Below are 12,453 nucleotides of genomic sequence, written 5' to 3' on the forward strand. Positions count from 1 at the left end.
CGCTCGTGACGCCCCCTTTCAGATCTCGAACCTGATCCCCTGCGCCAGCGGCAATGAATCGCCGTAGTTGATGGTGTTGGTCGCCCGGCGCATATATCCCTTCCACGCATCCGATCCCGACTCGCGTCCGCCGCCGGTCGCCTTCTCGCCGCCGAAGGCGCCGCCGATCTCCGCGCCGCTGGTGCCGATATTGACGTTGGCGATGCCGCAGTCGCTGCCCGCCGACGACAGGAAGCGCTCGGCTTCGCGCATCGACTCGGTGAAGATGCACGACGACAGCCCGTGCGCGGCGGCATTGTTCAGTGCGATCGCCTCGTCGAAGCTGGTGTACGGCATCAGGTACAGGATCGGCGCAAAGGTCTCGGTCAGCATGGTGTCGTGCTGCTCGTCGGTCATCACCAGCGCCGGCCGCACGTAGCAGGCGTGCGGGAAACGCCCGGCCAGCAGCCGTTCGCCGCCGGTGACGATATTGCCCTGCGCGCGGCACGCGGCGAGCGCGTTGGCCATGGCGTCGCCCGCGGCGTTGTCGATCAGCGGCCCGATCAGCGTGCCGTCGTCAAGCGGATCGCCAACCGGAAGCCGGTCGAATACAGTGACCAGCCGGCTGGCCATGGTATCCATCAGGTCGGCATGGACGAAGCAGCGGCGCAGCGTGGTGCAACGCTGGCCCGCCGTGCCCGCCGCGGCAAAGGTGATGGCCCGCACCGCCAGCTCGATGTCGGCCGATGGCGCGACGATGGCGGCGTTGTTGCCGCCCAGCTCCAGGATGCTGCGCTTGAACTGCCCGGCGCAGGCGATGCCGACCTCGCGGCCCATGCGGGTCGAGCCGGTCGCGCTGACCAGCCGTACCGCGGCATGTTGCACCAGATGGCTGCCAAGCATGCGTCCGCCCGGCAGCACCGCGGTGATGCCTGCATGCTGCGGCATTGCCGCGGCCAGCACGCGCTCGAGCAGCCCGTGCGCCGCCAGCGCGCACAACGACGCCTTCTCCGACGGCTTCCACAGTACGCCGTTGCCGCACACCAGCGCCAGCGCCGCGTTCCACGCCCACACCGCCACCGGGAAGTTGAAGGCCGAGATCACGCCGCACAGGCCGTACGGGTGCCAGGTTTCGCGCATGGCATGCTGCGGGCGCTCCGAGGCAATGGTCAGCCCGTGCAGCTGGCGCGACAGGCCCACCGCGAAGTCGCAGATGTCGATCATCTCCTGCACCTCGCCCAGCCCTTCCTGCAGGATCTTGCCGGTTTCCAGCGACACCAGCCGGCCCAGCGCGGGCTTGTGCTCGCGCAGCACCTCGCCGTAGCGCCGCACGATCTCGCCGCGCGCCGGCGCCGGCAGCAGCGCCCAGGTGCTCTGCGCCGCGTGCGCGCGTGCGACCAGCGCATCGGCCTGCGCCGGGGTGCAGGCCGGCACATGGCCGATGGCCTCGCCGTCGACCGGCGAGCGCACCGTCACCGCCCCGGCCGGCGTGCCATCCTGCCAGGGCCGCGGCAGTCCCAGCGAATCCCAGCAGGCTGCGAACTCTTGCGCTTTCATACGAGGGTCTCCTGCAGCGGATGCTGCGTGTAATTGCGGCCGAAGCGGTTCTTGAGGAAGGCGTCGAGCGGCATCGCCTCCTGGCGCACGAAGCCGGCCTGCGGCAGCGCGCCGGTGGCCACCATGTCCAGCGCGGTGCAGATGCCCGCCGCGGTGGTCAGCTGGATCGCGTTGACGTGCCCGTCCTTGTTGTCGACCCCGCCGATGCGCGCCGAGAACGAAGCCTGCGTCAGCGGTCCGCGCCCGCGTTCGCCGCCGGCCGGGTAGCCGGTGGCGGTGGCGAACACGATCACCACGTCCTGCTCGGTCACCGGGATGGCGCGGTCGAAGATCTCGCGCAGCCAGTCGCGGCGCTCGCGCAGGCGCAGGTCGTTGAGCAGCAGCTTCATCAGCGCGCAGTGGCCGGGGTAGCGGATGGACTTGTAGTCGACGTGGCGCGCGCGCCCGGCCAGCGTCTCGGGCAGCGTGCCAAGCCCGCCAGATGTATTAAAGGCTTCGTACTCGATACCGTCCAGCGCGAAGCTTTCCAGCCCTTCCAGCGCCGGCAGTTCGACGCGGCGGCCGTCGACGATGGCTTCGCACGGGTTGCAATACTCGTTGATCAGTCCCTCGGTGCTCCAGGTCAGGTTGTACTTGAGCGCGTTGCTGGGATAGCGCGGCAGCGCGCCGACCCGCATCTGCAGGTCCAGCAGCTCGCCGCCGCCGCGCAGGAAGCGCCGCGCCAGGTCGTGCCCGACCACGCCGATAAAGCCGGGCGCCAGCCCGCACTGCGGCATCAGCACCGAGCGCGCGTTCTGCGCCAGCTGGCGGATCGCATGGGTGGCGGCCACATCCTCGGTCAGGTCGAAGTAATGCACGCCCAGGCGCGCCGCGACCGAAGCCACGGCGATGGCGGCGTGGAATGGCAGCGCGTTGAGCACCGCGTCGGCGCCGGCCAGCAGCGCGGCGCAGGTGCCGGGTTCGGTGGGATCGCCGGCGCGCGCCAGCACGCCACGCGGCAGGCCGTCGAGGCGGCGCGCGTCATGGTCGACCACGCTGACGCGGTAGTCGCCGCTGTCATGGAGCATGGCGGCAATGGTGCGCCCGATCTTGCCCGCGCCCAGCACCGTCACGTGCAGCGGACGGTTCGCCTTGGGCAGGTCCGGTGGGCCCTGCCGGCCCAGGTTAGAGGGTTGCATGGTGTCTCCGTCCACAAGAAAGGTTGTCCCGTGACTGGAGTATGGATAGCAGCTGCGACGGAATGAAGGCGCAAGAATGACGAAAACCCGCCATAATCGAACGAAACGACGCACCTGACCGACGTTATGACTGAACTCGACGTAACCGACCGCCACCTGCTCTCGTTGCTGCAGGCCAATGCCCGCGAAAGCGCCGCCAACCTCGCACGGCAGCTGGGAATCGCCCGCACTACCGTGGTCGCCCGCATCGCCCGGCTGGAGCGCAGCGGCGTGATCGCCGGCTATGGAGTGCGCCTGGGGCAAAAAATGGAAGACAACGTGATCCTGGCCTATTGCGGGCTGTCGGTGCAGCCCAAGGCCGCGCCGGCGATCCTGCGCGCGCTGCAGCGGTTGCCCGAGATCGAAGAGGTCAACTCGGTCAGCGGGCCGGTCGATTACCTGGTGGCGATCCGCTGCGACACGCACGACCGGCTGGATCGGCTGCTGGACGAGATCGGCATGCTCGATGGCGTCAACCACACCACCACCTCGATCGTGCTGGCGCGCAAGCTCGACCGCCGGCGCGCTGCCGGCTGAAGCGGTATGCTCGCAGACCGAACAAGCCAAAGCGGAGATATCCAATGAGCAATCCGATCCGTGTCGCCGTGGGCGGCGTGACCGGCTGGGCCGGCGGTGAACTGGCGCGCGGCGTGGCGCACGCCGCCGACATGACGCTGGTGGCGGGGCTGTCGCGCGGCGCCGCGGGGCAGCCGCTGGCGCAGCTGACCGGCCATGCCGACACGCCGGGCGTGGCTGCCTCCAGCATCGAGGCGCTCGGGCAGACGCCCTATGACGTCTATGTCGAGTACACCAAGCCGGTCGTCGCCAAGCACAACATCCTGCAGGCGCTGGCGCACGGCGCGCACGTGGTAGTGGGCACCTCGGGGCTGACCGACGAGGACTATGCCGAGATCGACGCGGCCGCGCGCAAAGCCGAGCGCGGCGTGCTGGCCTGCGGCAATTTCGCCATTACCGTGGTGCTGCTGCAGAAGTTTGCCGAGATGGCGGCGCGCCACCTGGAGCATTGGGAGATCATCGACTACGCCAAGGCCGGCAAGGTCGACGTGCCGTCCGGCACGGTGCGCGAGCTGGCGTACCGGCTCGGCCAGGTCAGGACCGCCGCGCAGGCGGTGCCGGTGGACCAGGTCAACGGCCCGAAGGAAACGCGCGGCGCCACCATGTCGGGCACGCAGGTGCATGCGGTGCGGCTGCCGGGCTACCAGCTCGGCGTCGAGGTGATCTTCGGCGCGGACGGCCAGCGCCTGCACCTCAAGCACGAGGCCGGCGACGGCTCCAAGCCCTATGTCGCCGGCGCGCTGCTGGCGATCCGCAAGGTCCACACCGTGCGCGGCGTGGTGCGGGGGCTGGACAAGGTGATGGAAGGACTGTGACGGCCGCAGGCCGTCACGGCCACACCCTGCTTACCAGCTGCCGGGGTTGACCGGCTTGGCAGGCGGCTTGGCGGCCGCCTTTTCTGTCTTTTCAGGCTTCTCGGCCTTGCCCTTCGCCGCCGGCGCCGACGCGGGGTTCAACTTGCCGTCCACCTCGGCATCCTTTTCCGCCATCAGGGCGCGCGCCTGGGGCAGCAGCATCTCGATGGTGCCGGTGGCCGGGTCTTCCGGCATCGCGTACAGCTCCACGGTCAGCGGCCTCTTCATCCAGCCGGCATGGATCGTCTTGACGGTCTTGCCGGCCTTGTCGCGCATCTCTTCCTGCTCCTGGCGGAACGGCTTGCCATACAGCGCGTTGATGCTGTCGACGGCGGCCTGCTGCGAATTGGCGCCGGCGGTCGGAACCACCAGGCCGACCAGCGCATTGCGGTCGACAAAGGCCACCACGTGCGGGCCATCCATGAAGCCGGGGCGCTTGTCACGCGGCACGCCAACCTGGCGCACCAGGCCGTCGCCCTTCAGTTCCACGCAGAACGCGGTTACATCGCGGCCGTCGGGCGAGCGCTTGTCGGCGCAATCGGGCAGCGCAGGCAGCGGGTTGCCGATCTCGAGCATGCCCAGCAGCGGCGCCAGCGCGCTGTTGTCCGCCTTGGCGGACGGTGCTGGTGCTGGTGCTGGTGCGGGTGCGGCAGGCTTGGCGGCGGGGGCGGCAATGGCGCTGGCGGCGCCCATCAGGCCGGCGAGCGCCAGCCCGGCAACGGGGAATTTCAAAGTCTGACTCCTGGAAAACGGCTCCGGGTTGGAGCGCGCCACCGCCGGGATGTTCCTGGGGACGGGTGCGGCGCCGGTCACGCATGGCAACAGGGCAGCGGCATGAGTGCCGCGCAAGCCACCGGACGCCCGCGGATCGAGGGCGAACGCTAGCTTAACCGATCGCTCCGGCGGCTCCTGCACATGCAGCAGCATCGAATGGCGGCGGCTTCAGGCCGGCGCCTTGCGCACCAGCACCAACGCCAGCGCCTCGCGCCGGAACCCATGGCTCACCTGGTGGTAGAACGGGTGCGGCGAGAACTGCCGCGAGATAAACGACGCCAGCAGCGACGCCGCCAGCAGGAACACGGTCAGGTCCTGCGTGCGCGTCATCTCCATCACGATCACGCTGGCGGTGACGGGCGCCTGCGTGGCCGCGGCGAGGAACGCCGCCATCGATACCAGCGCAAGCACGCGCGGCTCCGCCATGCCGGTGACGAACTGCGCCACGTTCTCGCCGATGCCCGCGCCGATGGCCAGCGCCGGCGTGAAAATCCCGCCCGGGATGCCGGCAAAGTACGACACCACCGTCGCCACCAGCTTGGCGACGCCGAACCACAGCGTCGCATGCGATTCGCCGTTGATCAGCGCCGAGGCCTGCTCGTAGCCGGTGCCGAAGGTGGCACCCGCGGTGGCCACGCCAAGCACCGCCACCACCAGCCCGCAGCCGAACGCTACCCACACCGGATGCTGCATCGGCCAGGCGCGCCAGCGTGCCGGCAGCAGGCCGGGCACGCCGCCCGCCAATGCCTTGGCGAAGAAGCCGCCCAGCACGCCATTGAGCAGCGCGCAAACCAGCACCGGCCCCCAGGCGTTGCTCAGTACCAGCATCGGCACCTTGACGACGAAATACGGGTTGTTGCCCAGCACCGCCAACGACAGGAAGCCGGCGGTCAGTACGCCCGACAGCACCAGCCGGTCCCAACGCACCGCGGTACCGCGCCCCAGCTCCTCGATGGCGAAAACCACGCCTGCCAGCGGCGTGTTGAACGCGGCCGCCAGCCCGCCGGCCGCGCCCGCGGCGATCAGCGCGTTGGGATGGAAGCCGATGCGCAAGCGCAGTTTCTGCTGGCACCAACGGCCCCACGCCAGCATGGCCGCGGCGCCGACCTGCACCGACGGCCCCTCGCGGCCCACCGACGCGCCGGCGAGCAACGCCAGCGTGGTCAGCAACACCTTCCACATCGATTGCCGCAACGACACCAGCGCCGTCTGCGCCGGGCCATTCGGCGGCAGCTTGAACGCCGCGATCACCTGGGGGATGCCGCTGCCGCGCGCCTGCGGCGCGAAGCGGATCGTCAGCCAGCGCAGCGCGGCCAGGCCGAACGGCAGCATCACGAAGGCCAGCCACGGCGTGGCCTGGGTCAGCTGGTGGTTCCAGCGCAGCGCCACCTCGGCGATCCACGCGAACACCAGCGAAAACAGGCCGACGAAGCCGGCGCCGAACATGAATACCGTGTAGCGCAGCGTGGTGCGCGAGATGCGGCCGGCCTGGCGCGATTTGCGCCGGGCTGCGAGGCGGGCGCGGCGGGTGAGTTCGTCGATCAGGCGGGGATCGGGGGGCGGTGCGGCGGGATCCTGAGCGTCCGGATGCTGCGCCAGTTCTGTGGGCGATGGATCGGCGGTATCGGCATTCTTGGGTTCGGTGGACTCGCGCTCGGTCATGACACGGGGCGTTGCTGGGACATTCGGCGCGGTGCGGGGGTGCGCCAGGAATCAGCGAGAACTATACGCCCATCGTTGCGACGTGGGCCCAAGGCTGGCCGGTGATCGTCGGGCATGAGCGCTTGAGCAAACTACCGCCCGGCCGCGAAGGCTCGCCTCTCCCGCACGCGGGAGAGGCGAGCAAGCCGAGCGCTTGCCAGCGCATGCATCCCTAATCCAGCGAAATATTATTCGCCTTGATCACCTTCCCCCAATGCTCCCGGTCCGCCTCGATGTACCGGTCGATCTCCGCCTGCGTGCGCGGCGGCTGCACGATCAGGCCGAGCCCGCTGAAGGTTGCACGGAACTGCGGATCCTTCAGCACGTGCGATGCCGCAGCCTGCAATTTGGCCACCGCCTCGGGGGGCGTCTGTGCGGGCACCGCCAGCCCGAACCACGTCGCGGCCTGGAAATTGGGATAGCCGCTCTCGGCCACGGTCGGCACGTTGGGCAGCACCTCCAGCCGGGTGCGGCCGGTGACCGCCAGCGCCTTGAGCTTGCCGGCCTTGATATGCGGCAGCGAGGTGCTGACCACGTCGACCATCAGCTGCACGTCATTGGCCAGCAGCGCCGCCAGCGCCGGCGCGCTGCCGTTGTAGGGCACGTGGGTAACGTTGATGCCGAGCTCGGTCTTCAGCATCTCGGTGGCCAGCTGCAGCGCATTGCCCAACCCCACCGACGCATAGTTGAGCTTGCCGCCGGACGATTTGGCGTAGGCCGCGAACTCCTTGATGCTGGTGGCCGGCACCTGGGTATTGGTCACCACCACCAGCGGCGCCTCGGCGCCGATCGTGAAGATCTTGAAGTCCTTGGGCGGATCGTAGGTGATCTTCTTGTACAGCATCGGATTGAGCACCATGCTGCCGTTGGTTGCCAGCACCATGGTGTAGCCGTCGGCGGGCGCACGTGCCACGCTGTTGGTGCCGATCATGGTGGCGGCACCGGGGCGGTTCTCGACCACCACGGTCTGGCCGAGCTGGCGCGACATGCCGTCGGCCAGCGCGCGTCCGAACTGGTCGGTCGAGCCGCCCGGCGTGTACGGCACCACCAGCTTGAGCGGCCGGTCCGGATAGGCGGCCAGCGCGGCGCCGCCCCACAGTGCCAGCGCGCATCCGGCGCCGGCTGCCATCGCGGCGAGCCAGGTGCGCCGTCCGCTGTTGTCCTTGTGCATCGCGTCTCCTCCTGTGGTTATCTTTGTGTTGCCGCGCCGCCCGGTACGCTTAAACGCGCCGCTGACGGCCTTCCCAGTATCGGTCACGCAGCCGGCGCTTGGCGAGCTTGCCGGTCTCGTCGCGCGGCAGCTGCGGCTCGATCACGATGCTGCGCGGCACCTTGAAGCCCGACAGCCGCTGGCGCAGCCATTCGATCACGTCGGCCTCGCGGATTTCCGCGCCCGGCATCGGCTGCACCAGGCCCAGCAGGCGCTCGCCGTACTCGTCATCGGGGACGCCGAACACCACGCAGTCGGCCACGCCGGGATAGCGCACCAGCTCGTGCTCGATCTCGGCCGGGTAGATGTTGACGCCGCCGGAGATCACCATGTCCGAGGCGCGGTCGCAGATGAACAGGTAGCCGTCGGCATCGACGTAGCCCATGTCGCCCAGCGTCACCAGCCCGCCACGGTCGATGGCGCTGCGCGCGGCGTCGTTGTTGCGGTAACTGAAGTCGGGATAGGCTGGCTGGCGCACGTAGACCAGGCCGACTTCGCCCGGCGCGCACTCGCGGCCGTCTTCGTCCAGGATGCGCAGCTGCGCGTCGTCGACAGGCTTGCCGGCGGTGCCCGGGCGCGCGGCGGCGTCGGCCGGCGTGGCCACGGTGATCATGCCGGCCTCGCTGGAGGCATAGGTCTCGTAGATGATGGGGCCGAACCAGTCGAGCATGGCGCGCTTGACCTCCGGCGCGCACGGCGAGCCGGTCGAGGCGACGAAGCGCAGCGACGACACGTCGTACTTCGCGCGCACCTCGGGCGGCAGCTTGAGCAGGCGCACGTACATGATAGGCACCAGGTAGATCACGTCGATGCGGTGTTTCTCGATCAGCGCCAGCACCTGCTCGGCATCGAAGCGCGGCGTGATCACCAGCCGCTCCGCCATCTGCAGCGCGTTCTGGATAAACGAGCTTGGCGCGCTGTGATACAGCGGCGCCGACATCAGCGCGCGGCAGCCCGGCTCGAGACCGTAGGTCTGCCGCACCAGCGAACGGGCGCGCGCCTGCTGCGCTTCCAGCTGGTCCAGCGGGACCGGAGCGCGCACCACGCCCTTGGGCCGGCCGGTGGTGCCGGAGGTGTAGGCCATGTGGCCGCGCGGCGCCACGCGCGGGCCGTCATACGCCGGCTGCTGTGCCAGCCAGCCCTCATACTCGATCGCGCCCTCGGCGCCACCGCCGACCGACAGCACCGTCATGCCGGCGGGCACGGCCTCATGCACCGCGGGCAGCAGGTCGGACTGGACCAGCAACGCCTTGGCGCCGCTGTCGGCCAGCAGGAAGCGCACCTCCTCGGCGGTGAAGTGCCAGTTGATCGGGCAGTAGTAGCAGCCGGCGGTGCGGCAGGCATTAACCACGTCGGCGTAGGCGGGATCGTTGCGCAGCAGCACCGCCACCACGTCGCCCTGCTGCACGCCCAGCCGGCGCAGGCCGCCGGCGAGTTGCGCGCCGCGCGCCACCAGTTCGTCGGCGCTGCGGTGCATGTCTTCAAACCAGAGGTCCGTGGCCATCCGTTGTCTCCTTTTTTCGCTGAGCTGACTGACAGCTTGCCACTGTATCGGCGCGGTCCTGCATCGACAATCACGCGCAGCGGAATCACAATGTTGCGCCAGACTCGACAATCCCACAGGCAATCCCGGATGGACCTCAACCTGATCCAGGCCTTCGTCGACATCGTCGATGCCGGCAACCTTGCCGAAGCGGGCCGGCGGCGCGGCGTCACGCGCTCGCAGGTCAGCCGCCAGCTGCGCGAGCTCGAGCACCAGGCCGGCGCCCAACTGCTGCGCCGGACCACGCGGCGGCTGGAACTGACCGAGCCCGGCCATGCGCTGTACCAGCATGGCGTGCGCATCCTGCAGGAGGTGAGTTCGGCACAAGCGGAAATCGACAGCCTGGGCAAGACCCTGCGCGGCCATGTGCGCGTGAGCGTGCCGACCGGGCTGGGCGATGCCTATATCGCGCCATTGCTGCTGCGCTTTGCCAAGCTGCATCCCGGGATCACGCTGCGGGTGTTCTTTGCCAACCGCGTCAACGACCTGATCGCGGCGGAGATCGATGTGGCGCTGAAGGTCACCTCTGCGCCGCCGCTGGACCATGTGGCGCGGGAAATCTGCGATATCCGCTGGCAACTGTATGCATCGCCGGAATACCTTGCGACCATGCCGCCGGTGCGGGTGCCACCCGATCTGGCCGGGTGCAGCTTCCTTTGCCCGCCCTATACGCCGCGCCAGTTCGCGCTGTCGCTGTACCGCGAGGGTCAGCGCGTCGACGTGGCGCTGACGCCGACGCTGCAATCCGAGCACTTCCTGTTCCTGGCACGCGCGGTGACGGAGGGGCACGGCATCGGCCTGCTGCCGGTCTATATCGGCTGGGAGGAAGTGCGCGCTGGCAAACTTGTGCCGGTGCTGCCGGACTGGCGGCCCGAGGGCCTGGGCAACCGGCTCTTCATCATCACCACCCCCAATCTGCATCCGTCGATGGCCACGCGCGCGCTGATCGAATTCATGCGCGACGAACTGGGCAAGCTGGAGGTCTTCGCCGCGCCCTGACCGCGCGGCCGGTGATCGAACAGAATCACGCGTTGGCGGCACTGTCCGGGTCCGCAGACTTGCATTCTGCAAGCTATGCTTCAGGGAACTTGCAAAATGCAAGCATGCTGACCACCGCGAGGCGGAGACATCCATGCCCCCAACCGATTTCACTTCGATGCCCTGCCCGGTCGCCCGCTCGATGGCGGTGCTGGGCGAGCGCTGGGCCATCCTGGTGCTGCGCGAGGCCTTCTACGGCAGCACGCGCTTCGATGAGTTCGAACGCAACCTGGGCATCGCCCCCAATATCCTCAGCGCCCGGCTCAAGACGCTGGTAGCGCACGGCCTGCTCGCCCGCGTCACGCCAGAGGGCGGCGGCCGCCATGTCTACCAGCTGACCGGCAAGGGCCGTGACTTCTTCCCGGCCTATGTCGCGCTCAAGGCCTGGGCCGACCGCTGGATGACCGATGAGAAGGGTCCGCTGACGCTGCTGCAGGACCGCCGCACCGGCCAGGAAATCGCCGAACCCGCGCTGGCACGCGCCGACGGCACGCCGATCACGCTGGACGACGTGCGCGTGCTGCCCGGCCCGGGCGCCGGCCGCTTCCTGCGGCGCCGCTTCGGCGAACCCGACACCATCGGCCACGTGGCGGAGCACGAACATGAGTGAAACCCATGCCTTGCCCGCCGGCAGCGTACCGGCCGAGACAGTCCCCGCCAGCGAACTCGCCCGCCGCATCGGCCGCCTGGCCGGTCCGACCGCGCTGATCGCGGTGCTGCAGGCCGTGGGCCAGCTGATCGAAACCTGGCTGGCCGCGCGCCAGGGCACCGCCGCCCTGGCGGGCTGGGCGGTGGTGCTGCCGTTTGCGCTGCTGCTGCAGCAGATGTCGGCCGGCGCCATGGGCGGCGGCGTGGTCGCGGCGATCGCGCGGGCGCTGGGTGCCAACAGGCGCGACGAGGCCTCGGCACTGGTGATGCATGCGCTGCTGATTGCGGTCACGGCCGGGCTGGCCTTTGCCGTGGTGCTGGCCGGCTTCCCGCGGGGCGTGCTCGGCGCCGTCGCCGGCGCCACCGCTGCCGAAGCTGCTGCCACCTATGCGATCTGGCTGTTCGGCGCGGGCGCGATCCCGGCGTGGCTGGCCAATACGCTGGCCTCGGTACTGCGCGGCGGCGGCCGCCATGCGCTGGCGGCGCGCGTGCTGGCGCTGATGTGGGTGGCCTTCCCGGTGCTGGCGTGGCTGCTGTCCGAACCCGCCGGCATGGGGCTGGCCGGCATCGGAGCGGCGCTGGCCGCGGTCTCGTGGGCCGCGGCGCTGGCGATGGCAATCGTGGTCGCGCGCGGTGGCGCGGGCTTCGTGCCGGTGCTGCGGGTGCAGCCGTCGTGGGCGCTGTTCTCGCGGATCCTGTCGGTGGGGCTGGTGGCGTGCGCGCTGGCGTCGGTGGCCAACCTGACCACCATCCTCGTCACCGCGCAGCTGCGCCACCATGGCACCGCGGCGGTGGCGGCCTACGGCATCTCGGCGCGGCTGGAATTCCTGATGATCCCGCTGGCGTTCGGCGTGGGCTCGGCGCTGACGGCGCTGGTCGGGCGCGCGGTCGGTGCCGGCGACTGGCATACGGCGCGCCGCACCGCATGGGTTGGCGCCTTCCTCGCGCTGGCGATCGCGGGCACGTCCGGCGCAGCGGTGGGACTGGCGCCGATGCGCTTTGCCAGCCTGTTCAGCAGCGATGCCGAGGTGATCGCCATCGCCGCGCGCGCACTGTCGTGGGTGGGACCGGCGTTCGGCGGCTTCGGCCTGGGGATGGCGCTTTACTTCGCCTCGATGGGCGCCGGCCGCATGCGCTGGCCGGTGGCGGCCGGGCTGTGCCGGATCGCGCTGGCCGCGGGCGGCGGCTGGGTGCTGGCCAATGTGTTCGGCATGGGCCTGGACGGGCATTTCCTGGGCGTGGCGCTGGGGATCACCGCCTATGGCGTGGTGACGGCGATGGGCGTCAGGCAAGGGGAGTGGTCGGCGCGGTGAGGGCGAAAGCGCCGAGAGGAAGAACTCTTGCGGCGCCAGCCAG

General features: G+C 69.8%; 11 protein-coding genes. 5 read left to right on the forward strand and 6 right to left on the reverse strand.

The features are described from left to right. Positions 1-18: 18 nt before the first annotated feature. Positions 19-1,536 carry an L-piperidine-6-carboxylate dehydrogenase gene (gene amaB, locus K309_RS0121540; protein WP_029048350.1) on the reverse strand — a complete coding sequence of 506 codons (1,518 nt, stop codon included), beginning with the start codon at positions 1,534-1,536 and terminating at the stop codon, positions 19-21. After that, complete coding sequence (locus K309_RS0121545) at positions 1,533-2,714, reverse strand: saccharopine dehydrogenase family protein (RefSeq protein WP_029048351.1); 1,182 nt, start codon at positions 2,712-2,714, stop codon at positions 1,533-1,535. The genes amaB and K309_RS0121545 overlap by 4 nt, the downstream gene beginning before the upstream one ends. Before the next feature lie 126 nt (positions 2,715-2,840). Between K309_RS0121545 and K309_RS0121550 the strand changes: the two genes are divergently transcribed. Then, positions 2,841-3,290, forward strand: a complete 450-nt coding sequence (locus K309_RS0121550; RefSeq protein ID WP_029048352.1) for an Lrp/AsnC family transcriptional regulator — start codon at positions 2,841-2,843, stop codon at positions 3,288-3,290. 44 nt (positions 3,291-3,334) lie between these two features. Further along, positions 3,335-4,144: a 4-hydroxy-tetrahydrodipicolinate reductase gene (gene dapB, locus K309_RS0121555; protein WP_029048353.1), complete on the forward strand. Its 810-nt coding sequence runs from the start codon at positions 3,335-3,337 to the stop codon at positions 4,142-4,144. A gap of 30 nt (positions 4,145-4,174) precedes the next feature. On the opposite strand, the gene K309_RS0121560 is transcribed toward dapB, so the two are convergent. The 4 genes from K309_RS0121560 to K309_RS0121575 all read right to left on the reverse strand — a co-directional run bounded on the left by K309_RS0121560 (position 4,175) and on the right by K309_RS0121575 (position 9,372). Next, the gene (locus K309_RS0121560) at positions 4,175-4,915 is read right to left on the reverse strand and encodes a hypothetical protein (RefSeq protein ID WP_029048354.1); all 741 of its coding nucleotides are present in this window, start codon (positions 4,913-4,915) and stop codon (positions 4,175-4,177) included. A 210-nt stretch (positions 4,916-5,125) separates the two neighbouring features. Next, entirely contained in the window at positions 5,126-6,619 is a 1,494-nt protein-coding gene (locus tag K309_RS0121565; protein WP_029048355.1) for a chloride channel protein, read from the reverse strand. 211 nt (positions 6,620-6,830) lie between these two features. Then, positions 6,831-7,829 carry a Bug family tripartite tricarboxylate transporter substrate binding protein gene (locus K309_RS0121570; RefSeq protein ID WP_029048356.1) on the reverse strand — a complete coding sequence of 333 codons (999 nt, stop codon included), beginning with the start codon at positions 7,827-7,829 and terminating at the stop codon, positions 6,831-6,833. A gap of 49 nt (positions 7,830-7,878) precedes the next feature. Then, positions 7,879-9,372, reverse strand: coding sequence for an acyl-CoA synthetase (locus K309_RS0121575; protein ID WP_029048357.1), 1,494 nt, complete (start codon positions 9,370-9,372; stop codon positions 7,879-7,881). 129 nt (positions 9,373-9,501) lie between these two features. On the opposite strand from K309_RS0121575, the gene K309_RS0121580 reads away from it, so the two are divergent. The 3 genes from K309_RS0121580 to K309_RS0121590 all read left to right on the forward strand — a co-directional run bounded on the left by K309_RS0121580 (position 9,502) and on the right by K309_RS0121590 (position 12,410). Next, positions 9,502-10,410, forward strand: a complete 909-nt coding sequence (locus tag K309_RS0121580; protein ID WP_029048358.1) for a LysR family transcriptional regulator — start codon at positions 9,502-9,504, stop codon at positions 10,408-10,410. Positions 10,411-10,543: 133 nt separating this feature from the next. Beyond that, positions 10,544-11,059, forward strand: a complete 516-nt coding sequence (locus K309_RS0121585; protein ID WP_029048359.1) for a winged helix-turn-helix transcriptional regulator — start codon at positions 10,544-10,546, stop codon at positions 11,057-11,059. After that, a complete protein-coding gene (locus K309_RS0121590) occupies positions 11,052-12,410 on the forward strand; it encodes an MATE family efflux transporter (RefSeq protein ID WP_029048360.1) in 1,359 nt (452 codons plus the stop codon). The genes K309_RS0121585 and K309_RS0121590 overlap by 8 nt, the downstream gene beginning before the upstream one ends. The last annotated feature ends 43 nt before the right edge of the window (positions 12,411-12,453 follow it).

The sequence above is a fragment of the Cupriavidus phytohabitans genome (genome assembly GCF_000426345.1).
Lineage (GTDB): Bacteria > Pseudomonadota > Gammaproteobacteria > Burkholderiales > Burkholderiaceae > Cupriavidus.